Here is a 24746-nt window from a genome sequence, read left to right as displayed (position 1 = left end):
ACCCGTTGATTTCACGCTATAGTATTTGGTTTTATTAGCGGCAACGGTAGTATTAGTGGCATGCAACTGACTGCCATATCTATCTTGTAGAGAGTCGATATAACAAAATAAAACGGGTTATAAGCTTATATGGATGAACCTTTTTAGAGTGTCACTTGCATGACTGTGTAAGAAATAAGACGTTTTTGTTTTGTAACATTTTTATAACTCTCTGTATATTAGTATTACCGAATATACAGAGAGTAACAATGCAACTCATCAGCCAATTACTACCGTTTGTCCATTATATTCATAATAATGAATATAATGTCTTATCAGAAATGGACTAGTCTTGATTGTCCAGCTTTTTGAACACAGATTCATATTCTTATTACAAATTTGTATAGGGTCTGTTGAACATTCAAATATTAGGACTGCCAGTGCCACATTTGAATGTTCAACAGACCCTATATGTTACTGACTGATATTGTGTATTAAAGCACCACTTTGTGTGTGAATCTATATACAAGTCATAGTTAAATAAGTGTTATCCAATAGGCAAAACTATCTGCACCACAAGCCCTTGTACGCCATCTTTGCGGTTATAAACATTGATTCGTCCTTTGTGCGCCATGACAACCGCGTAGACGATTGCCAGTCCCAAGCCATAGCCACCCGTCTCGCGATGACGCGCAGAATCGAGGCGGACAAAGGGCTGAAAAATACGATCTACATCCTTATCTTCGACGCCGCCGCCCTCGTCAGTGATACTGATTTGGATAGCAGGTGTTTTATTGTCCATCTGCACTTCTGTCATCTCAGCAATCACGGTAGAGGCTGGTGAGGTATGCATAAAGGCATTGCGAATGACGTTCTCAAGCGCACTGTGCAGCTGTTCTTGATTGCCAGATATGGTCCAACACTCTGTCAAAGAATCTGTTCGTGATATTTTTAGTGAGGAGCTAGGCGGCTGCCATTGCCAGCGTACGTTTTTATGTTGAAACTCGAAACAAACATCTTGGGCAATGTCGCTAATAATCTCAGAGAGATTGACGGCCTCACTTTCTAGATTATCGATGGTGTATTGCTGCATTTGTAGCGATTGAATATGGATAATTTGCTCAATCAACTCATTCATTCGTGCCGACTCTTTATCGATACGGTCGAGATAACGACTGGCATTGGGCGCAAAATCCCGCGTCAGCTCAGTGGCGACATCCAAACGCGCCAATGGCGAGCGCAGCTCATGCGAGATGTCACTGAGCATCTGCTTACGTGCCAGCTCGCTATCAGCCAGTCGTATCGATAATTGGGCCACGTCTTTACCCAATAATCCTAACTCATCATCTCCCATCGTTGTTAAGTTTGGATTGACTTGATAATCACCATCAATCATGCGATGGACGGTATGTTGCACTCGGCGAATACGCTGGGTCAAGGTACGACTGAGCCAATAGCAGACCAAAATACTAAAGAGAATTATCAGCAACAAGCGCACAGGAAAATGACTGCGTTGCAGCGCGACCAATTCGGCAAAACGCAGATGGGGACGCAGCTGTATGATAACGCTCTGCTCATCCGGTAAAGCAACTGTCAGGTCAGCCAATTCAGGGCGATTATCGCTATCAGCTATCGCAGCTCTCCGACTAGGCATCACTGGCTGAAAAATGCTTTCGAAATAAGACGGCTTAGCACTGGGCATCTCATTAACGGGCTGAGCAAATGAAGCATTGTTAGGTTTCGGCGGTGTTTCCATAGAATAATCAAGTGCTTGCCGATCTTTTGGCTGATCCTCTCTGTCCCGATAGCGTGGAAATATGATAGCGCCTTGCCCATCGTAGACTCTAATCTGACTCATCAATCGTCGCTCTTGACGATACATATCTCTAACCGTGGGTAAATCGCCTATTTCTAACGCTGCAATCAGCTTTTCACGCTTGACCAATAAGCGCTCAATCTGCACATCCATCCGAGCGTTCAGCTCTTTTTCACTGAGCCAGCGCTCCACCATAATGGATAAAACCGAGGTGATCAAAATCGTCACCAATAAGCTTAAAAATAGACGCCAAAATAGAGTCATACGTATCTTAAATATTGACGCTTTTATTGAGTAGTCCGTCATCACAGCACCAACTGATAGCCTTTACCACGAATCGCTTTTATCGGCTCATCGTGGAAAGGTTGAAGTTTTTTTCGCAATCGCGAGACGTGGACATCAAGGCTACGATCGAAGGGCTGTAACTCTCGCTGCAACACATGTTCTGACAGCCATGCCTTACTCACGACCTCGCCTTTTTGTTTGAGTAGCGCGACCAAGAGATCAAACTCTGTACCGGTGACTTGCAACTCTATGCCATCTATCTGACAAAGCCGCTGGTTTTGATCCAGATGTAAACGGCTCTCTGGTAGCGGCATATGTTCTGATGCCGCCGCGTTGGTGCGCTTAATGACGGCATTGATACGTGCCAGCAGCTCTCGAGGATTACAAGGTTTGGTAATATAATCGTCAGCGCCCAGCTCCAGCCCAATAATACGATCAATCTCTTCTCCCTTGGCAGTCAGCATAATCACGGGGATATCACTAATATTGGGCAACTGACGCAACACACTAAGACCATCGATTTTTGGCATCATAATGTCTAACACTAGCAGATCGTAAGCAGCCTCATTATTCATCGCCGCTTTAAGTTTTTGTATGACCGCCTCACCATCGTGAACGCAGTCGCATGTCACCCCGTGGTTGTGCAAGTACTCTTGTAATAACTGGGTCAATTCTTCGTCATCATCGCCTAGTAATATGTGTGGCACATCTGTCTCCTTAAGCGTTATATCGCTTTATTAGCCATATTATCAGTCAATTGCTTATCCATTCGCTATAAACGTTACCTTTCTTAATACTTCATAAATGTTCGTAACCTTTAACTGTCGTAACATAACGGCTATCAGCGACAAATACTGATGATATGCAATGATGGATAGTGGCTATCCGGGACACTTACCATGCATAGGCTGATCAGATAAAAACTGACTTTTTCGCAACCAATAACGTTTGCACCATAAATTAAGGTAATGATGATGAAAAAATTATTAATGGGCTCAGTATTAGCAATGTCTAGCATTTTCACCGTAACGGCTTGTACCAGTGTTAATGCAACCACTGATACCAAATCAACGACCAGCAAAATGCAGCATAAAGATGGCATGAAAAAAGGTGGTATGAAAAAAGACGGCATGAGAGATCCAATGTCGCAGCTAGATCTAACAGCAACGCAACAAGCACAAATCAAAGCCATCATGCAAGCACAACACGGCGATCGTAAAGCTGACCGTACAAAAAACAAAGCAGAACGTACGCAAATGCAGCAACAAATGCAAGCATTGACCAGTGCCAGCACATTGAATACAGCCTCCGTTAATCGTCTAGCTGACCAGCAAGCGGCGAAAACCAAACAACGCTTTATTGAGCGTGTACAAACTCAACATGCTATCTCGCAAGTATTAACCGCTGAGCAGCGCGCCAAGCTTGCCAAATTGCAAGCCGAAAAAATGGCTAAAGGTTATAAAGGCTCAAAGCACGGTAAAATGCATGGCAAACCACATCAAGGCATGTAAGCTTTTATCAATACAGAGACATGTATTAATAGTTAATGTCTTACAAGTGTTAAAACTAAAAAGCGCATCGTATAAACGGTGCGCTTTTTTGGTTTTAATTTCAATAACGACTAACTAAACTTACCTACGATTAATCCGCTTTTATTCAATCGTCCCGAACTTCTCTTTAGCCATTGGCATGACACTAAACATCATCTTTCCTATCGCAGTACCATTGCCATCACGATAATACTGCATCAGCTCATTACCATACTCGCGCACATCAATACTATTACCAGCATTGGGCACTTGCACATCGTTTGGTAAATTGGGAAATGCCATGTTTTTGGCGCTTATAGCGGAATACTGCTGCAAAACATCTATGACCATGTTTTTATTGGAAGCAGTCTCGCTCGGAAGCTCACTACGCAGATGCTGCCATTTGAGCTGACCACGCTTATCAAATCCATAGAACTCTTGCGTCTCTGCATTAGCTAGCGTTGTACTTTCTGTTTTCTCTGCTGTTGTTTCCTCTATTGTCTCAGTGCCACTATCTATGTCATTCTTTATCATTGCCAACATTTGCTGCACCAACGCTTTACTGGTAAATTTATTAGCATTTGTGTCGCCTATCTCGTAAGGCTCGCTTTCTTTAACAAGTTCTGGATATCGCTGACCAATCCGCTCGTAGACGATGCGCATATAATCTTGATAAAACTGCTCATAACTCTCAGCACTTTGTACACGGCGAATGACTTGGTTACTTGCCAGCATCGCTGGTAGCTGATGCGCGGGTAACTTGGGAGAGAGCGAAGCTAGCGTATTAGGGGCGACATAATCAAACTGGCTAACAGGTGCCGCATCAAATGTGGCATCTAGCGCCGCAAAATGACTTTTTATTAATTCACTACCAAAGCCTTTGGGTAAGGTGCCGTCATCAATGGCTAGTTTTAACCACTTGTTGCGCCACTTTATGCCGAGCTTATCGTCTAACAGTTCTGAATTAAACATCGCAAAATTATCTGCCCATAGATAAATATCACCGTTTTTCAAGTCTAGATAAATAGGCTGATTGACACTGCTTTGATGATTGCGCGCGTGATACTGAACGCTCGCCAACATCGTCGCCTTGCCAGCCATTGGCTGATAAATGCCTTGTGCATTGATAGACAGTGGCTTTAGCACATAAGCATCTAGTAATTGTGACTTTTTGATATCTTGTTTGCTCTGCTTATTCTCATATTCATTAAATAGCTTTTCATAATAGGGCGACACATAGGATGAGACAGTCGTAGCGCTTGCTTCACGAGCCGAGTCCATATCAGACACGGTTGTTTCCATCTCTGCTACTGAATCTACCACGTCTTCAGCTGCCGCATCAATGGCATAGGATTCACTATCATAGTGCGCGTCTCTCCATGCCTCATAAGCAGCCGAACAAGCTAGGTAGGACTGTTTAAGTGCCTCACGCTGGTCATCATAATCAGTCGCTGCAATATCTTTATGCTGTGCTTGCGCCTTTGTTAATAAGGCCCCATAAGCTTGATCGTGGCTATCATCACAATAACTATCTACATATTCTGATGCCACCAGTTGCGTGCTGTCAATATCGCTAAACTGTTGCTCGTTACTGATTTCAAGATTGCTATGGTAGCTAAAGGACTGGCGGCGCTGTTTTTGTAACGCCGTCGCCAATGCTGTCTTGGCTGCCGCTGGTGTTTGCTTAGCAGTTATCGCGTTAGATTGTTCGAGACTGGTAGATTGGCAACCCGTTAATAATAGTGCCCCTGTGATCAATGTACCAGCAAATAGGCGGTGGCTATTGATAACTGACGGAAAGCTAGCTGACGGAAGACGACTTGCAATGATTTGATGTGCTTTTTTCATTTTTTATCCTTAATAAATATGGGCTTGAACATGACAAGATAGCGTTATTGATCGTCTACCCTGTTGTCAGCATCATCTGCGGCATCGTCTTCGATATCATTATCATCTTGACGATCAACACTGTCATATTCTGCTGCCTCATAGCTGCTATCATCATCCGCATAATCGCTACCATAGTCGTCATCATCGTAATCACCACTGCGACCACTATAATCATAGCGGGCATCACGTGCCGCTTGCAGCCTGTCTTTTTGTTGACGCTGCTCTGCGATCCATGCATTACCATCGATAGCAGCTTTAGCATTTGCGCCAAAAGACTCGGTCAATAAAGGCGTTAGTGCGTGGTTATTAAAGCTGCTTTTATCATAGCGTATTTGGTTTAGCACGCTGGTCGTAGAGCCCAGCAAATCGCCACCGATATTTATCCGCTGCTGCTTGGCAAGCAGGCGATCTGAGCTGTCTAAATAATAGTAATTTATCTGATTAAAAGAGATCGGACCGATGGCCTCAATAAGTTGCAAAAGCGAACCTACATCCGCACTTTGGTAGCCTTTATTGTATAGCTGCACTTTCGCCAGCGCGGTTTTTAGCATAGCGCCATCAGGATATTTTTGTGGATTGGCATCGACATAATCCTGTAGCGACTTTGTCATGTATTTTAAAGTCTTGCCAATCATCTCACCGCTTTGCTTACTGCCAAAATAGACTTTTACCGCACGACTCGCCCCGACTTCTTTGGCAAAGGCATCATGACGAATATCTACCGCGCTAAAGTGCTCGGGCGCAAGCTCTGCCATGCTGCTCTGTATGGCAGCGATGGCGGCATCATACAGCACTGCTGGCGGTAGCTGCGCGGTAATACTCTCTGGCAAGCCAAAACTGACGGTATGTGAGGTCATTTGATTAGGTAAGGGGGTGTTTTCAGGATTAACAAGCGCCACGATAGGCAGGATTGCCGATGGGTCTACCGTAACTGTACTATGGTTAAAATCGAATGCTAACGGTATTTGTATGGATGAGCTAATCGTTGGTGTCATATAGTCATAGCTATAGACGCTTTGTAATTGGCGTTGTTTGGGTTGGTACTGACTGACACTATTGAACGTTAAATTTTGATATTGATAAGCATTTGACGCGGCTATCTGTTCAGGCGTGCGATGGAACATACTCAGCATTTGACCAATGACGCCAGTAGATGGCGTTGATGATTGTCTACCTTCTACAGCCTCTGATTGTTGTTTTGCCATCTGTATGGCTTCATAGTTTTTTAACAGATTTTTAGACTTTAGGTTTGAAACCCCTGAGAGAATGCCACCTTCTGCATTGCCATATTCATTATAGCCATCGCTGTCGTAACTCTCTGGATTGTAGCCATATTCATTGTAACCGTCTTGATCATAGCCGTCCTCATCATAGTTAACATCCTCTACAACACAGACTTCATAAGCGTCATCATCCTCATTATCATTGCATTTATTCGACTCTGCACTTACCGCTGCTAACTCTGCCATAGCCTCAGTTTGCCTGTTCTCATAATCACTTTCATCATAAGCACTTTCATCATAATCACTTTCATCATAGTCACTTTCATCATAATCGCCGTCAGGCTCATAAGCATAAGCTTCTATAATCGTTCTAAGCAAGCTACTAGACCCTGCATCAATGCTATCTGGATCAATAAAAGGTGCGGCTTGATAATTGGCTTGCGCGACTGCCACATGTTCTGTTGCCAGATGCTGACGAATAGCCGCCAGTAAATGCGATTTGGCTTGATTGTCGGTATTGGGGTGTTTTTTTTGGTTAAATAACTGTTGATAACGCTCAGATTTGGTAGTAAGGCTGTCATTAAACGCGCGTCCTTGGGCTTGGCTCTGCGTGCTATCAGCGCTACTAAAATCAATCATGCTTTTTGATACCGCAGATGATGATAGCGCTGGGTTTGATTGACAGCCTGCCAGCCCAAACGCACTGCCAACCAGTAATGCGCAGCCTGCTATAAGGGTTAATTTGCGCGACTGATATGAATGCTTATTATGATTGTTGTGGTTATAGTTATGGGCAGATGACTGATGATGAGCCATGCCAGAGTGACGCTGTTGGTCGCGTTTATGAGTATGGTTGGATGACATAGTAATTTCTTCTTATAAATAGACAGACAATAACGAATAAATTCTAGCACTATTATTTATATCACAATGCGTTACAATTTAGTAAGATTAGAACGTATTTCTTAAAAATTTTCAGCATTTTTGATAAGACTGTTTATCTAGCAAACGTGGCGCTAATCATTATGTCAATTAAGGCACGCCCTAACGTTCTAGCCTCTTTATTTTTACAGTCTTATTTTTACAGACCAAACGTGTCATCACTTGCTCAAAAAGGAATTTACAATGCAACATCCAATATCAAAAGATGAAATTAACGCTTCTCAAAATAACTTTAAAAACAGAGCAAAAATAAAAACCGCTATTCTATTAATCAGTAGTACGTTTTTAGTATCGCTATCTGCTCATGCGGCTGAGCCAACCACCAATCAATCAACTACCATCAACCCAACATCGATTAATACTAGCGCGATTAACCTAGCGATTATGGCAGATAATCCTACCGTAATATCTGAAACCAAACGTGTTACACGAGCCAAAACCAATACGCTTACCTCCACGATTAACAACGCCAATGCCGATCAAGCCATCTATTCTGAAGATGCCATTCATCATCCTGTCTGGGCAAAGAACGGTATGGTCGCGAGCCAAGAAGCTCTCGCTTCTGATATTGGACTCAAGATTTTAAAAGACGGCGGTAATGCGGTTGATGCTGGGGTCGCGGTTGGCTTTGCCTTAGCAGTGACTTTGCCGCGTGCTGGGAATATCGGTGGCGGTGGTTTTATGATGATTTATGACGCCAAGCAAGGCAAGACCGTGGCGCTTGATTACCGTGAAAAAGCACCAAGTAGCGCCTCACGTGATATGTATCTCGATGAGGAAGGTAATGCTGTCAGTGATTTATCTCGTTATCATGGTCTAGCGGTTGGCGTACCCGGGACAGTAGCAGGATTACTCAAAGCACTAGAAGAACATGGCACGATGAGCCGCGGACAGGTGATGGCACCAGCCATTGCACTGGCTGAAAATGGTATTGAAGTCACCGCAGGCTTGTCTGAATCGCTCACAGCATTGAGTGATCGCATGCAAAAATGGCCAAGTACTAAAAAGGTGTTTTTTAAACCTGATGGCAGCGCCTATCAACCTGGCGAACGCTTAAAGCAACCTGAACTTGCCCGCTCGCTAAAACTGATTGCCGCAAAAGGTGCAGATGGCTTTTATAAAGGTGAAACGGCCAAGAAATTGGTAAAAGCGGTTAATGATGCGGGTGGTCGTATGAGCTTACAGGATTTGGCTAATTATGAAGCCATCGCTCGCGAGCCAGTTAAAGGCGACTATCGTGGTTATGAGATTGTCTCGATGCCGCCACCGTCTTCTGGTGGTATCCATATCGTGCAAATCTTAAATATTTTAGAAGGTTATCCGCTAAAAGAATACGGACAAAACAGCGCGCAAACCATTCACTTAATGGCAGAAGCGATGCAGCTCGCTTATGCGGATCGCGCTGAGTACTTGGGAGATTCTGATTTTATCGACGTACCTACCAGTGGTCTAACCTCTCAGGCTTATGCGGATAAACTGCGTAGCCTAATCGATCCAAACAAAGCCACACCAGCTTCGACGATTAAAGCAAACAATCCCCTACCATATGAGAGCGATCAAACCACGCATTTCTCTGTCGTTGATAAAGACGGCAATGCCATAGCCAATACTTATACGCTAAACTTCTCTTACGGTACAGGTCTTGTCGCTGATGGCACAGGCATTTTATTGAATAATGAAATGGATGATTTTTCTGCCAAACCGGGTGTGCCAAATGGTTATGGCTTATTAGGCGGTGAAGCAAATGCCGTTGAAGCCAATAAACGTCCATTATCGTCTATGAGTCCGACGCTGGTATTCAAAGACAGCAAGCCTTACATCGTTACTGGTAGCCCAGGTGGTAGCCGAATTATCACCACGGTTCTACAAGTCATATCCAACGTCATCGACCATGACATGAATATCGCTGAAGCCACTCACGCACCGCGTATTCATGACCAATGGCTGCCTGATGAGATTCGTATCGAAAAAGCCCTTAATGTCGATACCATTAAAAAACTAGAATCAATGGGACATAAGGTCAGTCCGCAGTCTGCCATGGGCTCAACGCAATCGATTATGCTGACCCCAAATGGCGTGTATGGATCTTCAGATCCACGTATTGTCGATGCGGCAGTCGTTGGGTATTGATTTGATTTTTTTATGATAAATGCGTTTGGCGAAATTGGCTGGGCGACAAACCCGTGAATTGTTTGAACTGACGGCTAAAAGCACTGTGATCGCTGTAGCCGCAGTTCAACGATATCTGAGTCACTGACACCTCATGACGAGCCAATAACTTCACCGCATACTCCAAGCGCAGCTTTTGCACAAACTGTAATGGCGACATATTCAGTACGGCCTTAAAGGTGCGCTCTAGCTGCGATACGCTTAAATTAGCCAAGTCGGCCAATTGGGCGATATTTATTTTTTGATCAAGATGTGCTCGTACAAACTGAGCGACTTCAGCCAAGCGCGCGTGTTTACGTAAAACGCGCTCGTTATCTTCATCAATATCGACCGATATCCCAACCATGGCGACCACTTGTTGGCTCTTATTATAGATAGGCAGTTTATTGGTAATACACCATCCTAACTGACCGGACGCATAACTGTGCAGCTCTAAGTTATCAACGATAGACTTCCCCTCTCGCAATACCTTCATATCTTGCAAAATATAATCCCTACTCTGTCGATGCGAAAACACCTCTTCTGTGGTAAATCCCACGATATCTTCGTGCTGACTCAACTGACAGCGTTTTAACAAGGTTTTGTTTGCCAGCTGATAACGCGCCTGCTCATCTTTCACAAAAAATACCACATTGGTCAAAGTATTCAGCAGCGGTAGTAATAATGAGACATTACCGATAAAAGCCTCACGGCTGTCAGGACGATAGACAGTCATACTCTGCTGCAATGACGTGGTAAGCATAGCAAGCGCGGTATCTTCTATTACATCTGTTATTACATCAGTCATCGCATCTCATCCCTGTCATATCAATTTTACATTCAGCCAAACATCCATAACTCGAAGGCTATGTCACGCTGGCGAACAGCACGCAAGAAAAATTTACCGCAGCAGCACGTAGCTATTAACGTATCGACTTTATTTCGAACTGACTATTTTATTGCCAATTTTTAGGCACAGACCTCTCTAGTGTACACCGAGCCACTATGCAGAAATACGCATTTATCCATGAGAAAACACCAAGACGCTCTCTCTAAAAAAGTCCACTCTATATATAGACCTCAGAAAATAACAACCAACTATTGGCTGTTAACTTAAAACCATTAGGTCTCATGCATAAAAAGCGGAATATAACTTTTTCACGGATGAATTAGGGCGTCAGTCATGTCTTCTATATTATTTAATTTTAAAATTATTGACTCTCATACGGGCGGTGAGCCCACTCGTATGGTCTATGACGGCTTTCCTGAACTCGTCGGCGACACTCTTCAAGATAAGCTGCAATACTTCAAACAAAACTTCGATCATCTACGCAAAAGTATCATCTTAGAGCCACGCGGCAATGATGTTCTTGTCGGTGCGTTACTCTTCCCTGCTACCAATCCTAAAGCCGCAGCGAGCGTTATTTTCTTTAACAATGCTGGTTATTTAGGCATGTGCGGACACGGCACGATTGGCGTTATCGTCTCATTGGCTTATCAACGAAAGATATCGGCAGGCGTGCACTGGCTAGAGACTCCTGTCGGTCTGGTTAAAGCAACCTTACATGATGATGGCAGCTGTAGTGTACAAAACGTCCCTTCTTACCGTTATAAAAAACAAGTTGACGTTCACGTTCCTGAATTAGGGCTTATCCGTGGCGACATCGCTTGGGGTGGCAATTGGTTCTTTTTAGTCAGTGAGCATGGACAAGACATTCAAGCAAATAATGTCGAAAAATTGACTCAAGTAACCATGCAAATTAAGCAAGCATTAATCGCTGCTAATATCACCGGCAAAAACGGCGGCGAGATTGACCACATCGAGTTATTTGCCGATAGCGATGATGACCAAGTCGATAGTAAAAACTTCGTTTTATGTCCAGGTGCTGCTTATGACCGCTCACCCTGTGGCACCGGCACCAGTGCCAAGCTTGCCTGCCTTGCTGCTGACGACCTCTTAGCGCCTGGTCAAATCTGGCGCCAACAAAGTGTTGTTGGCAGTGTATTCACTGGCAGTTATCAATATGCAACTAAGCTCAATAATGCAGCTGGTACGGCCTATCCTGCACAGACCATTATCCCAACGATTCGTGGTCATGCTTATGTTTGTGCTGAGACCACGCTCATTGTGCAAGAATACGATCCTTTTAAATGGGGCATCCCGTCTTAATGAGCTCTCAGCATTATTTATGAAATGACCTGATTTATGAAGTGGCTTAACTTATTAAGTGACCTTATTTATTGATAAACGCGTAAACACTATCAAGAGTGCTTAATCGACGAACGTAAGCGAGAAAAATTATGACTACCTCAAACGTCGACTTGCATATCATTGGTGGCGGCATTATCGGTCTAGCGGCTGCGGTGACATTGCAAGCGCGAGGCGTAAAAGTCGCACTGCTGGACGCCAATGAAGTGGGTCAAGGCGCATCATTAGGTAACGCAGGTCATATCGCTACCGAGCAAGTATTCCCCATTGCTGATGCCAGCATGCTCCGTCATGTACCCGCCATGTTATTGAATCCGACTGGACCGCTGCGCATAGACTGGCGCTATCTGCCGCGTTTGATGCCTTGGGCAATGCAGTTGCTAATGAATATGCGCCCTGAGCCCTTTGAGCGGATTCATCAAGCGTTGTTAAGCTTAAATCAAAACAGCCTCCAAGCGTGGCAAGGCTTTGCTGATCAGTGGCAATTGGGCGATTGGATACAAGTAAAGGGTTCGTTATTAACGGTTGAAAAGCCTAGTAGTCTTGAGCTATTAACAGCACACGGTAAGCGTCTCAATGACATTGATGTGAGCAATGAGCTGCTGAGCAAAGAGGATTTATTAGAGCGTGAGCCTGCCTTACAAGAGAACCAGTTAGCAGCGTTATTTTTCCCAAATACAGGACATATCACCAATTTAAAAGCCGTTATTAATCAGCTTCACCATACTTTTAGACAGTTAGGCGGTCATGTCATTGAACATTGCCGCGTCCTTGCAGCGACCAATGATGCAGATGGTATTCATTTGACCACCAGTCAAGGTGATATGACAGCGACCAAAGTGATGCTATCAGCAGGCGCCCACTCTAAAGCCTTGGCCAAGCAATTAACGGGCGTCAACATCCCTTTAGATACCGAACGTGGTTATCACTTAATGCTACCGCATGAAAGCGCGCGCTTACAGATTCCCGTATCGAGTTTGGATCGACGCTTTGTCATGACCCCGATGCAAGACGGCCTACGTTTGGCGGGTACGGTGGAGTACGCAGGACTGGACGCGCCTGCCAATATGCAGCGTGCACATATGCTATTACAACAAGCGCAGCCTATGTTAAAAGCGCCGTTAGATGCTAGTGATAGCGTGTCATGGATGGGGTTTCGTCCATCGACCGCAGACTCCTTACCAGTCATCGACAAAATCGAGCGCGTATTTTTAAGCTTTGGTCATCAGCATTTAGGCTTAACGCAAGCTGTCGTTAGTGCGCAAATGATTGCCGAATACTATTTTGATGAAGACCATACTATCGATCCAAAACCGTATCAACTTACCCGCTTTCAATAAGGTGCTTATCGAACGGTTATGAACCAAGTAAAAATCAACCGATTCATCATTGAATCATTACCCGTTAAATCACCATCAATATCAACACCAATAAGGATAGTCTCATGAACATAAATGGAATTTTAGTCCCAATCGTCACCCCTTTCGACAATAACGGCGACGTTGATGCGCAAAAATTAACGACACTGGTCGAAGCTTTTATCGACAAAGGCGTAGCCGGTATCGTCGCTTGCGGTACCACAGGTGAGTACTATACGTTTTCGGCCTCAGAGCGCGAGCTCGTATTAACCACTATCGCTGCAGCCGCAAAAAATAAAGGCGCTGAAAATAAAGTCACTCTGATTGCTGGTATCAACAGCTTATCGACTGACCACTCTATTGAGCTTGCCGCACAAGCCAAAGCCTTAGGTTATGACGGCCTGATGCTGTCTGCCACCCCTTATAGCTTACCTGAGCAAGATGGCATCATCGCTCACTTCGAAAAAGTCGCGGATGCTAGTGAGCTGCCGATTATTATGTACAACTTCCCTGATCGTGTTGGCGTTGCCATTGAATTTGACACTGTTGCTCATCTAGCTAAGCATCCTAACATCGTCGGTGTAAAAGAAAGCAGCGGCGACTTTAGTCATGCGCTACGCATGCTGCAAGCTAATTTTGATGACTTTGATGTGGTTTGTGGCTGTGATGATCAGCCCGTTGATTTCTTCTTTTGGGGTGCAAAAAGCTGGATCGCAGGCGCAGCGAACGTCTTCCCAGCAGAACAAGTCGCATTATTTAACGCCACCCAGCAAGGCGACTGGGATAAGGCCAAGCAAATCATGAGTGAGATTTATCCTGCTATCCATTCTATGGAGTCTGGCAACTACAACCAAAAGGCCAAAGCGGGATGTTTAAAAGGCAGCATGGATGTCGGCTCAGTTCGCGTGCCACTAACTGACATGCCAGAAGACGAAAAAGCAGAGTTTTTAGCCTTACTGTCTAAATAGCACTCAGCTCAGCTTAGTAAAAACAATGTTAAGGATAACCCACGCTAAATTTGATGCCGTATTCAAATCTCGAATCGATGACATCAAACTTAGCAGATAAGGATTAGAAAAATGAGCACCAAACAACAATCTACCAAACAACAAGTATTTGAGAAAGCAAAACAGCAGCAATTATGGGCGGGTCACTTAATAGCAGCAGATGGCTTATCAGACGCTACTTTGGACAATTACACGCCGATTGATAACAGTATTATCGGTCAAATTGCGTCAGGTACTAGCGATGATGTCGATACTGCCGTGCAAGTCGCTCGCGATGCTTTTGAAAACGGTGAATGGCGTCGTCTGGCTCCTGCTGAGCGCAAGGCTATTGTGCAGCGCTGGTGTGCACTCATGCATGAGCACGTCGAGGAGCTGGCAGCATTAGATTGTGTGGATGCGGGCAAGCCGATTACCGAATGCTTAAACACTGACATGCCAGCGACTATTGAAACTTTTGAATGGTATGCCGAGGCCGCTGATAAGGTATTTGGCAAAGTCGCGCCGACAGGTAACGCGGCTTTAGGACTTATCGTGCAAGAGCCCATTGGTGTCGTTGGTGCGGTATTACCTTGGAACTTCCCAGCCCAAATGTACGCTTGGAAAGTCGCCCCTGCTCTCATTATGGGCAACTCCGTTATTGTTAAACCTGCTGAGCTGACCTCTCTATCGGCTTATCGTTTAACCGAGCTTGCCTATGAAGCTGGCGTGCCCAAAGAAGCGCTGCAAATGGTCTGCGGTCTTGGTGAAAATGTCGGTGCCGCACTCGGCCAGCATATGGATGTCGATATGGTGTCGTTCACCGGCTCAACAGAGGTCGGACGTCTATTCTTACAATACTCGGCCCAAAGCAATCTAAAAGAGATCGTCTTAGAATGCGGCGGCAAAAGCCCACAAATAGTCTTTGATGATGCCGTACTTGATGACGCCGCCATTAACGATATCCTATCAGCCGCGTTTTGGAATATGAGTGAAAACTGTAGCTGCGGCTCACGCTTATTAGTTCACAGCAGCCAAAAACAAGCGCTACTTGAGCAACTAAAAAACGGTCTAAAAGGTTGGAAGGTCGGCTCACCCTACGATCCTGATACTGCCATTGGTCCTATGATTGAAAAAGCCCATTTTGACAAAGTTTCACATTATTTACAGACTGCTAAAGAGGAAGGCGCAACGATCGTTGCAGGTGGCAACATTCGTGAAGATTTAGGCAGTGGCTGGTATATTGAGCCGACTATTTTTGATGATGTTACAGCCGATATGACTTTGTTCAAGGAAGAAGTATTTGGTCCTTTGCTGGCGGTAACGAGTTTTGAGACCGAAGAAGAAGCCATCAAATTAGCCAATGAAACCAACTATGGACTCGCCGCTTCTTTTTATACACAGAACATCAAGCGCGCTTATCGTGTGGCATCGTCCATTAAAGCAGGTACTGTTTCAATCAACGGTTTTTCAGAAGGTGATATCACGACGCCATTTGGTGGTTATAAACAATCAGGGTTTGGCGGTCGTGACAATGGTTTAGAAGCCTTATCACAATACGCACAGACCAAGACTATTTGGTTAGTTAATTAACAAGCGTGTTCAGTCAGTACAGTCATAAATTAAAACAACAGCTTAAATGATTTAAGCCTTTAGTCACATACTTACAGGGAAGTAAGGCCATGGAAGCGATTATTAATACCATCGTCGGCTATATATGGAGCGATGCGTTAGTTTATTTGGCACTCGGTGTCGGCATTTATTTTACCGTGATGACTCGCGGTGTCCAGTTTCGCTATCTCAAAGAGATGACTAGACTGTTGTTTGATAAGCAAACTTCAACCCAAGGTATTAGCTCTTTCCAAGCCTTTTGTATGGCGTTATCAGGTCGTATTGGGGTTGGTAATATCGCAGGGGTGGCCACCGCTATCGCAGCGGGTGGTCCAGGAGCGGTATTTTGGATGATTGTCATGGGCTTACTTGGCGGTGCGAGTGCTTTTATTGAGTCTACCCTTGCACAGGTTTATAAGCATACGGTCGATGATCAATATCGTGGCGGCTCGCCCTTCTATATCGAACGTGGTCTAAAGATGAAGCCATTCGCTATTCTAGTAGCAGCAGTCACTTGTCTTTCTTATGGTGTTTTGGTGCCGGGCGTGCAAGCCAACACCATTGCCGACTCTTTCAATACCGCCTTTAATATCCCACCCGTCATAACTGGTGCCATCATCGTTGCTCTATTGGCCTTTATTATCTTTGGCGGTGTCAAACGTATCGCCAGTTTTGCTGGCACGGTTGTGCCCTTTATGGCAATTGGCTATATTCTGTTGATGGTTATTGTCTTGGCCTTTAATGCCTCAAACCTACCTGCTATGTTCGCTCTTATTTTCAAAAGTGCGTTTGGTATGGATGCTGTCTTTGGCGGTATTGTTGGTTTAGCAATATCTTGGGGTGTGCGCCGTGCTGTATTCTCAAACGTTGCTGGTGCAGGCGAAGCTACTTTCAGCTCCGCTGCTGCAGAAGTCTCTCACCCTGCCAAACAAGGCTTAGTGCAAAGCTTTTCTATCTATGTTGATACGGTTCTCGTCTGTACTGCAACTGCGCTTATGATCTTGTCTACCGGCATGTATAACGTTATTCCTGCCGAAGGCTTGGTCTTAGTCGAAAACATGCCTGGCATTGCAGCTGGAACCGCATTTACTCAAGCCGCAGTATCAACGGTATTTAGTCAATTCGGTAGCGGTTTTGTTGCTATTGCTATCTTCTTATTTGCCTTTACTTGCTTGATTGCTTATTACTACATCGCTGAAACCACCCTAGTCTATTTGGATAGCAAGCTACGCTATCCAGTACTAAAGCCAATATTAAAAATTATATTCTTAATAATCTGCTTCACTGGTAGTATGCAATCAGTCGGTGTTATGTGGGCGCTAGGTGATATTGGTTTCGGCAGTATGTGTTACCTTAACTTCATCGCCATCGTCTTACTCAGCAAAACGGCGTTAAAAGTGTTAAAAGACTACGACGAGCAAATGAAGCTAGGACTCGATCCTGTCTTTGACCCTAGAAAAGCAGGCGTTGAAAACGCAGACTTTTGGATAGCTTATAGTGATAAACATGATAAGCGTTAAATATTAGCTAAATAATCGTAAATCTTTCACCTATCAGAGCCTTCTACATCATTATGATATAGAAGGCTTTTTCCTATAATCAAACCCATTCCCAAAAACCATCCATTCAATTTGATACCCTTGAATCGGTGGCTGTACGTACCAAATAATGCTATTATTAGCAGCTAAATTTAAAATGAATAAATATGGCTATTGACGTCTTATTCACTTCTAATTAACTCTAAAACACCAATTAAATCATTGATAATAATAAATTTATTTTCTTAGCAACCTATTTCCTTTTGATCGTATCAGTAAGAGTCCTCTATGGCATTTGTACACCTTGGCATTCACAGCGAATATTCGATCACCGATTCTATCGTGCGTATAAAGCCGCTTATCAAAGCGGCGGCGGCAGACAACCAACGTGCGCTGGCGTTAACTGATTTATCCAACCTTTATGCCACGGTGAAGTTCTATCGTGCCTGCCTAGGTGCTGGTATCAAACCGATTATCGGTAGCGAAGTCATCATGGAGAATGAGGACACGCGGCTAACCCTGCTAGCGATGGATAACGAGGGTTATCAAAACATTACCCGTATCGTCTCGCTTGGCTTCACTGAAGGACGCGCTGACGCTGCCAATCATGGCGTGCCTGTCATCAAACGCAGCCATATTTTAGAGCATGCCGCAGGCGTCATTGTCTTATTTACCGAAAAGTCAGATGTGGGTCAAGCGCTAGTCGGCTCTATGCCAGAAAAAGCTGATGAGCTGCTGACAGAATGGCAAGCACAGTTTGATGATCGCTTATACTTTGCCATCAAGCGTACCAATCGTTCAGGGGAAGACACCTTTATTCAGGCTGCTATCCACTCAGGTGCCAAATACAATATTCCTATTATTGCTCATAACGACGTACGCTTCTTAGAGCAAGACGATTTTGACGCCCATGAAGCACGCGTCTGTATCGCAGGCTCCTACGTGCTCGCTGACCAAAATCGTCCGCAAACCTATTCAGATGAGCAATATCTTAAAACCCAAGCACAGATGGAGCAGTTGTTTGATGATATTTCACAGGTAATTGATAATACTTTGCGTTTAGCAACCCGCTGTAATGTAACCTTGACCCTTGGTATTAACGTCCTGCCCGATTTTCCTGTCCCTGAAGGCGAAACGATTGAATCGTTTTTTCGCGCAGAGTCAATACGGGGCCTTAACAATCGATTAGATAAGCTATTTCCCGTTGAAGCACGTACTGATAACTGGAGCGATTTTCGCCAAAAGTATGATGAACGCTTAGAATATGAGCTGGAAGTTATCTTATCCATGGGCTTTCCCGGTTACTTCTTAATCGTCATGGACTTTATCCGCTGGGCAAAAGCCAATGGCGTACCCGTTGGACCCGGTCGTGGTTCTGGTGCAGGATCCTTGGTCGCTTATGCGTTAAACATTACCGACCTCGACCCTATCCATTACGACCTACTATTTGAGCGCTTCTTAAATCCTGAGCGTGTCTCCATGCCCGATTTCGATATTGACTTTTGTATTGAAGGTCGTGACCGTGTTATTGATTATGTGGCGCAAACTTATGGGCGTGAAGCGGTCTCGCAAATTATAACCTTTGGTACCATGGCGGCAAAAGCAGTGGTACGAGATGTGGCGCGGGTACAAAGTAAATCGTACTTTCTTGCCAGCAAATTGTCTAAATTAATTCCAAAGACCCCCGGTATTACGCTCAGCCAAGCGCTCGAGCAAGAGCCACAGCTTAAAGACTTAATCTCCAATCCTGACAATATGGATTATGAAGATGCTATCGAAATTTGGGAGATGGCAATCAAGCTTGAAGGTGTCTGCCGAAACGTTGGTAAACATGCCGGTGGCGTACTAATTGCCCCGCATAAAATCACTGACTTTAGCGCCATTTATTGTGATGACGATGGTCACCGTGTCAGTCAGTTTGATAAAGATGATGTCGAAGCGGTTGGTCTGGTAAAGTTCGACTTTTTGGGTCTACGTAACTTAACCGTCATTAACGCTGCGGTAGAAAACATCAACTTGCGTCGTGCGAAAGAAGGCAAAGAAGCGTTGGTGTTAGAAGACTTGCCATTAGATGACAAAAAAGCCTACAAGCTATTGCAAGATGCCAAGACTACTGCCGTCTTTCAGCTTGAAAGTATGGGTATGAAAAAGTATTTGGCGAAATTACAACCGACTAATATCGAAGATGTGATCGCCATGTGTGCGCTCTATCGTCCGGGTCCGCTCGATGCTGGCATGGTAGAGATGTATATTGATCGTAAACACGGTCGCGAGGAAGTCATCTATGACCATCCAAACCTTGAGCCAATATTAGAAAACACCAACGGCGTTATTGTCTATCAAGAACAGGTCATGCAGATCTCGCAGGTCATGGCAGGATATAGCTTGGGTGGTGCGGACATGTTACGCCGTGCGATGGGTAAAAAGAAACCCGAAGAGATGGCCAAACAGCGCGATATCTTTGTCACTGGTGCCACGGCGCAAGGTATCGATGAAGTGACCTCAGGTGGTGTCTTTGACCTGATGGAAAAGTTCGCTGGTTACGGTTTTAACCGCTCGCATTCTGCCGCATATGGCGTGCTTGCTTATCAGACCGCTTATCTCAAGCAATACTACCCTGCCGAATTTATGGCAGCGGTATTGACATCAGATATGAACAACACCGACAACGTGGTGTTCTTTATCAATGATTGCCGTGAAAACTTTGAGTTAACTGTGGTCAATCCATCGGTGAATCGTAGTGAATGGCATTTCGTCGCCGATACCCCGACCAATATCATTTATGGCTTGGGTGCGATTAAAGGCGTTGGCGAAGGTGCCGTTGAGTCTATCGTTGATGCGCGCCGCCGTGAAGGTCCGTTTAAAGATTTATATGACTTCTGCCGCCGCGTCGATATCAAAAAAGTCAATAAACGTACGCTTGAGGCCTTAGTGAGTGCTGGGTGTTTTGATGACTTTGCGGCGACCCTACGTCCTGACTTGCCAGCCGATGAAGCTTACGAGATTCGTGGCGCGCTTATGAGTCAATTGCCAAGCGCCGTACAAGCCGCTGAACAAGACCGTCAGAACCGTGAAATCGGCATGATGGACTTATTTGGTGAAATGGACGGTGTCGTTGCTGCACCGCCATTGGTCATGACCTCAGAATTAATTTGGGGTGATAAGCACCGTTTAAAAGCGGAGAAAAACACCTTAGGTTTGTATTTAACCGGCCATCCAATCAATGAGTATTTGGATGAGATCAAACGCTATACCTCAGGCGCACGTCTCGATAAGCTAACGGACACTGGTTACAACGGTAGCTGCTATTTTGCAGGCTTAATTATCGATATCGCTAACTTTGGTAATCGTAATGTAATTATCTTAGATGATGGAACCTCACGCCTTGAAGTTAGCTGCTATGCTGAACGTTTTAACCGTGTCAAAGAACAGTTGAAGGTGGATGAAGTGGTCATCATCAAAGGCAGTATTCGTGAGCGTGACGGTCGTCTGTTTGCTCGTCTTGATAATGCCATGAGTATGGTTGATGCACGCTTGCGATGGCTGAAAAAAATCAGTATTAAAGTCCACGGCAGTGACATTAACCTACTGACACGTTTGCAGCCACTACTCAAATCGGCACAAGCTGACATTATCCCAAAACCGCGCTTGTCCTTTAATGACGAGCAGGACGAGCAAGGTAATAGCAACAATAACGTTTATGACCCTGCCATGGGTGGCAGCTTGTATGACGAAGACGGTAATGATTTGTTGGCATTAGAAAGTGATATGAGTCAAAGCGCTTCTAATCAAAGTTATGCCAATAATGCTCTGAGCAATACCGACGCCTCAATCAACGATAACTGCCTGCCGCTGGGACTTAGCATTTACGAAGAGTTCGGTATTGCTAATGTAGGGCTCTCCGAACATTGGCGCGTCTACCCTAACGATGATAATTTGCAGCAGTTGAAGAACATGCTTAGCGAAGATAATTTACATTTTCATTATAGCTAGGGCGTGTCCTCATTTAAAAAATGGTCATAAAAATGAGATAAATTGCAGGCAAGTGAGGAAAATAGCGGAAATAATATCGGGATATTAATCAGCTATTTGACGATGTTTGGCAAAATTTAGCCATTTTTAGCCCATTTAGATACAATCGCTTGAATTGAGGGCACGCCCTAAACTGTTTATTGTGGTTATTCGAACTGCACTAATTTTACGATATTGGACATACCCTTATGACTGAAAATTTTAATAACAATCCTATCAATGCTGCTTCTGATGAAGAAATTATCAATCACGAACAATTTGAAGACATGCGTGACTTGCTAGAAGAAGACTTTGCCGACTTGATACAAGTTTATATTGCTGATAGTTACCAGCGCCTCACAAAGTTACGAGCTGCCCAACAAAAAAATGATAATGCCAATGGTTTCGAAGTTGCTCATGCGCTAAAAGGGGCTTGCGCCAACTTGGGTACGACCCAGTTGATGAACCTGAGCAGCCAATTACAAGAGCGCTGCCGTGAGCGCCGTATCGGTGAGCAAGCGGCACTGATTGAAGATATCGCCGTCGCCTTACAACGTGCTGAACAGGCAATCAATCAACGCTTGGGGCAATCATGAGTAGTGTGAATGACTATCTTTCTTGCCTACAAGTCGTCATGGTTAATACCACTTTGCCTGCCAATATCGGCTCAGCGGCACGCGCCATGCATACCATGGGTTTGTCGCGTTTAACTGTCATCGATCCCAAGCTACCAATCGATGACACCAGCGTCTCTCATGCTGCTGGTGGCAGTGACGTATTATCATCAGCCTTGATATCGCCAAGCCTAGAGTCTGCTATTGGAGATTGCCAGCTCGTATTTGCGGCCAGCAGTCGCAGCCGTCATTTGCCGCGCCCTGTGGTGACACCCACGCAAGCTGCCAAAATCATGTTTGATTTTATCGATAAGCAAACTGCTCTCGATGTAGCCGATAATAATGAAAGCATTAAATTGAGTGAAAATGCTCAATCTACAAATAAGCCAAATATTGCTATCTTATTTGGGCGTGAAGACCGCGGATTGACCAATGAAGAATTGGCTTACGCTGATTATCATATTCAAATTGATGCCAATCCGGCTTATCCTGTGCTCAACGTTGCCTCTGCCGTGCAAGTGATTGCCAGCTTTATCTTTGCTTATGCACAAACTCATGCCCAAACGACTACCAACAGCCTAGATAATGATAAAGATGCAACGGTTCAGCCAACATTAGACGTTCATCTACGGCAACAATGGGATGAACCCGCCATTAGCCAACAGCAATTACAGCAGCTGACTCAGCGCACGACTGAATTGATGGTTCAACGCGGACTGGCCGATAGTGAAAACCTAAAGTCTTTACCGTCACGCCTATCACGACTGGGCTCACGCTTACAGCTTGATCAAAAAGAATATCAGCTATTAAGCGCTTTAATTGCTAAGCTTGCAAAAGATTAAAGCTTCTAATGCGCAATGTTTAGGGCGTTGAGTTTTTGGCATTGGCAACAGTAGTGTTAGTGTATTGCAAATCAGATGGTTTAATAATAAAAAGGAGTTAACAGTGAACTGGACTGTTTATTTATCTGGAGAGATACACAGCGACTGGCGGCAGAAAATTATGCAAGGTGCGAAGGATTATGGTCTTGCTATTACCTTTACCTCCGCCGTGACTGAACACGAAGCCAGCGACGCGGCTGGTGATGTGTTGGGTAAAAATGACAATGGATTCTGGCGCGACCATCAGTCATCAAAGGTGAATGCGATTCGTACCAAAAATATGATTCAAAAATGTGATATTGCCATAATTCGCTTTGGTGATAAATACAAACAATGGAACGCCGCCTTTGACGCGGGCTACTGCGCCGCTTTGGGCAAACCTTATATCACGCTACATGCTGAAGATATTATTCATCCGCTAAAAGAAGTGGATGCGGCTGCAATGGCATGGGCGCAAACGCCTGAACAGGTTGTCGAACTGCTAAAATATGTTACCAGTGACAGCTAAGTAACCTGTGCAAGTCGCCTATGTAAGTCACCTATGATTGTCTATAGAAAAATCGCCACTGCTTGGTGTTTATCTATAAACAATCTGTTTTAATTTATTATTCATCGCTATATTTTGTACTGCGAAACTGCTATAACTAAAGAGATTGTCATCAAAAATACGATAGGACGCTTTATGTCATTGCCAGCCAAATTGTTCAAATCGCTTACCAGCATCAAAAAAGATCTAAAAGAAGATATCGATGCGGTATTCACCCGCGATCCTGCAGCGCGTAATAGCTTGGAAGTCATCCTAACCTATCCTGGCATCCACGCGCTTATTTTGCATCGCGGGGCACATTATCTGTGGCAACATGAGCAAAAGCTCGCTGCTCGCGTTATTTCTTACGGTTCGCGTATCATCACAGGCATTGAAATTCATCCGGCTGCCAAAATTGGTAAGCGATTCTTTATCGATCATGGGGTTGGCGTGGTCATTGGTGAAACAGCAGAAATTGGTAATGACGTCACGCTTTATCATGGCGTCACCCTCGGCGGCGTCTCGCAAAATAATGGCAAGCGTCACCCAACCTTAGAAGATGGGGTGACAGTCGGGGCTGGTGCAAAAGTATTGGGCCCATTTACTGTGGGTAAGAATGCCAAAATCGGCTCAAATGCTGTGGTTGTCAAACCCGTCCCAGCAAATGCCACCATGGTCGGTAGTGCGGCTCGCATGATTTCGGACTATCATGATGAAAAAGGCAATCCCATCGCGACCAAAGTCCAAGATGCCAAACAGCAAGAAAAAGTCGCGCAAGCTGGCAGTACTGACAAAGATAAAGTAAAAGACACAGTATCGAATACCAAACGAACCACCACCTTTCAAGCCTACGGTATTGACCCTTTCTCTCAAGACCCTGTCGCAGAAGCCTTTGCTAAAATGCTTGAACATATCCAGCAATCAGAAAACCGCCTAGATCAATTGCAAAGTGCGATGTGCAAAATCGATCCTAATTTTTGCAAAAAGGAATACGACAAGCTGTGCTTAGAGGATTTAGATGTGATTGGTCGGTCTGATATGGATGCAGCAGGCGCTGAGCAAAAGTAAGCTGCTAGCTATCTTAGATACTAAATAGAAAGAGGCCAAACAGCCTCTTTTTTTTATGCTTAGATTAACACATGAAGTGCAATACCAAATGCAAGGTGAAAAAAAGACCTAGATGCGCTAGCATCAAAGTTTTTA

General features: G+C 44.6%; 17 protein-coding genes. 12 read left to right on the top strand and 5 right to left on the bottom strand.

Features of this window, described 5'->3' with window-relative positions; all coding sequences use genetic code 11:
- Positions 1-526 precede the first annotated feature (526 nt).
- Both AAEY80_RS13085 and AAEY80_RS13080 read right to left on the bottom strand, forming a co-directional pair.
- Positions 527-2059 (bottom strand): sensor histidine kinase, encoded by a 1533-nt coding sequence (locus tag AAEY80_RS13085; protein ID WP_350588426.1) that lies wholly within the window; start codon positions 2057-2059, stop codon positions 527-529.
- Positions 2060-2100: 41 nt separating this feature from the next.
- On the bottom strand, positions 2101-2787 hold the full coding sequence (locus tag AAEY80_RS13080; RefSeq protein ID WP_101211400.1) for a response regulator transcription factor: 687 nt from the start codon (positions 2785-2787) through the stop codon (positions 2101-2103).
- Between the two features lie 267 nt (positions 2788-3054).
- Between AAEY80_RS13080 and AAEY80_RS13075 the strand changes: the two genes are divergently transcribed.
- On the top strand, positions 3055-3591 hold the full coding sequence (locus AAEY80_RS13075; RefSeq protein WP_201583640.1) for a Spy/CpxP family protein refolding chaperone: 537 nt from the start codon (positions 3055-3057) through the stop codon (positions 3589-3591).
- A 141-nt stretch (positions 3592-3732) separates the two neighbouring features.
- Here AAEY80_RS13075 and AAEY80_RS13070 read toward each other — a convergent pair whose 3' ends face one another.
- Positions 3733-5457 (bottom strand): hypothetical protein, encoded by a 1725-nt coding sequence (locus tag AAEY80_RS13070; protein WP_201567226.1) that lies wholly within the window; start codon positions 5455-5457, stop codon positions 3733-3735.
- Between the two features lie 44 nt (positions 5458-5501).
- Entirely contained in the window at positions 5502-7586 is a 2085-nt protein-coding gene (locus AAEY80_RS13065; RefSeq protein ID WP_201567228.1) for a hypothetical protein, read from the bottom strand.
- Between the two features lie 261 nt (positions 7587-7847).
- Here AAEY80_RS13065 and ggt point away from each other — a divergent pair, with 261 nt between their 5' ends.
- Complete coding sequence (gene ggt, locus AAEY80_RS13060) at positions 7848-9794, top strand: gamma-glutamyltransferase (RefSeq protein WP_227687583.1); 1947 nt, start codon at positions 7848-7850, stop codon at positions 9792-9794.
- 10 nt (positions 9795-9804) lie between these two features.
- Here ggt and AAEY80_RS13055 read toward each other — a convergent pair whose 3' ends face one another.
- Positions 9805-10620 (bottom strand): AraC family transcriptional regulator, encoded by an 816-nt coding sequence (locus tag AAEY80_RS13055; protein ID WP_227687582.1) that lies wholly within the window; start codon positions 10618-10620, stop codon positions 9805-9807.
- A 375-nt stretch (positions 10621-10995) separates the two neighbouring features.
- On the opposite strand from AAEY80_RS13055, the gene AAEY80_RS13050 reads away from it, so the two are divergent.
- The 10 genes from AAEY80_RS13050 (at position 10996) to cysE (ending at position 24611) form a co-directional block, all read left to right on the top strand.
- Positions 10996-11982, top strand: a complete 987-nt coding sequence (locus AAEY80_RS13050; RefSeq protein ID WP_201567236.1) for a proline racemase family protein — start codon at positions 10996-10998, stop codon at positions 11980-11982.
- A gap of 131 nt (positions 11983-12113) precedes the next feature.
- Positions 12114-13361, top strand: coding sequence for an NAD(P)/FAD-dependent oxidoreductase (locus tag AAEY80_RS13045; protein ID WP_201583635.1), 1248 nt, complete (start codon positions 12114-12116; stop codon positions 13359-13361).
- A 104-nt stretch (positions 13362-13465) separates the two neighbouring features.
- Positions 13466-14347, top strand: coding sequence for a 4-hydroxy-tetrahydrodipicolinate synthase (gene dapA, locus AAEY80_RS13040; RefSeq protein WP_201583634.1), 882 nt, complete (start codon positions 13466-13468; stop codon positions 14345-14347).
- 111 nt (positions 14348-14458) lie between these two features.
- Positions 14459-15955, top strand: coding sequence for an aldehyde dehydrogenase (locus AAEY80_RS13035; protein WP_025651019.1), 1497 nt, complete (start codon positions 14459-14461; stop codon positions 15953-15955).
- Between the two features lie 89 nt (positions 15956-16044).
- Positions 16045-17493 carry an alanine/glycine:cation symporter family protein gene (locus tag AAEY80_RS13030; protein ID WP_025651020.1) on the top strand — a complete coding sequence of 483 codons (1449 nt, stop codon included), beginning with the start codon at positions 16045-16047 and terminating at the stop codon, positions 17491-17493.
- Positions 17494-17799: 306 nt separating this feature from the next.
- Positions 17800-21504 (top strand): DNA polymerase III subunit alpha, encoded by a 3705-nt coding sequence (gene dnaE / locus AAEY80_RS13025; protein ID WP_025651021.1) that lies wholly within the window; start codon positions 17800-17802, stop codon positions 21502-21504.
- Positions 21505-21731: 227 nt separating this feature from the next.
- Positions 21732-22118, top strand: coding sequence for an Hpt domain-containing protein (locus AAEY80_RS13020; RefSeq protein ID WP_025651023.1), 387 nt, complete (start codon positions 21732-21734; stop codon positions 22116-22118).
- Positions 22115-22978, top strand: a complete 864-nt coding sequence (locus AAEY80_RS13015; protein ID WP_037025985.1) for an RNA methyltransferase — start codon at positions 22115-22117, stop codon at positions 22976-22978. The genes AAEY80_RS13020 and AAEY80_RS13015 overlap by 4 nt, the downstream gene beginning before the upstream one ends.
- Before the next feature lie 103 nt (positions 22979-23081).
- On the top strand, positions 23082-23525 hold the full coding sequence (locus AAEY80_RS13010) for a YtoQ family protein (RefSeq protein WP_025651025.1): 444 nt from the start codon (positions 23082-23084) through the stop codon (positions 23523-23525).
- Positions 23526-23738: 213 nt separating this feature from the next.
- A complete protein-coding gene (gene cysE / locus AAEY80_RS13005; RefSeq protein WP_374190010.1) occupies positions 23739-24611 on the top strand; it encodes a serine O-acetyltransferase in 873 nt (290 codons plus the stop codon).
- Positions 24612-24746: the final 135 nt, after the last annotated feature.

It is taken from the genome of Psychrobacter sp. 78a-MNA-CIBAN-0178 (assembly GCF_040309625.1).
Lineage (GTDB): Bacteria > Pseudomonadota > Gammaproteobacteria > Pseudomonadales > Moraxellaceae > Psychrobacter > Psychrobacter okhotskensis.
Note: the sequence above shows the minus strand (reverse complement) of the source record. Positions and strands in the feature narration are given on the sequence as shown.

Coding starts and splice junctions, on each gene's coding strand:
- AAEY80_RS13085 (WP_350588426.1), bottom strand. CDS start 2,059: ATGACTCTATTTTGGCGTCTATTTTTAAGCTTATTGGTGACGATTTTG.
- AAEY80_RS13075 (WP_201583640.1), top strand. CDS start 3,055: ATGAAAAAATTATTAATGGGCTCAGTATTAGCAATGTCTAGCATTTTC.
- AAEY80_RS13070 (WP_201567226.1), bottom strand. CDS start 5,457: ATGAAAAAAGCACATCAAATCATTGCAAGTCGTCTTCCGTCAGCTAGC.
- AAEY80_RS13065 (WP_201567228.1), bottom strand. CDS start 7,586: ATGTCATCCAACCATACTCATAAACGCGACCAACAGCGTCACTCTGGC.
- ggt (WP_227687583.1), top strand. CDS start 7,848: ATGCAACATCCAATATCAAAAGATGAAATTAACGCTTCTCAAAATAAC.
- AAEY80_RS13055 (WP_227687582.1), bottom strand. CDS start 10,620: ATGACTGATGTAATAACAGATGTAATAGAAGATACCGCGCTTGCTATG.
- AAEY80_RS13050 (WP_201567236.1), top strand. CDS start 10,996: ATGTCTTCTATATTATTTAATTTTAAAATTATTGACTCTCATACGGGC.
- AAEY80_RS13045 (WP_201583635.1), top strand. CDS start 12,114: ATGACTACCTCAAACGTCGACTTGCATATCATTGGTGGCGGCATTATC.
- dapA (WP_201583634.1), top strand. CDS start 13,466: ATGAACATAAATGGAATTTTAGTCCCAATCGTCACCCCTTTCGACAAT.
- AAEY80_RS13035 (WP_025651019.1), top strand. CDS start 14,459: ATGAGCACCAAACAACAATCTACCAAACAACAAGTATTTGAGAAAGCA.
- AAEY80_RS13030 (WP_025651020.1), top strand. CDS start 16,045: ATGGAAGCGATTATTAATACCATCGTCGGCTATATATGGAGCGATGCG.
- dnaE (WP_025651021.1), top strand. CDS start 17,800: ATGGCATTTGTACACCTTGGCATTCACAGCGAATATTCGATCACCGAT.
- AAEY80_RS13020 (WP_025651023.1), top strand. CDS start 21,732: ATGACTGAAAATTTTAATAACAATCCTATCAATGCTGCTTCTGATGAA.
- AAEY80_RS13015 (WP_037025985.1), top strand. CDS start 22,115: ATGAGTAGTGTGAATGACTATCTTTCTTGCCTACAAGTCGTCATGGTT.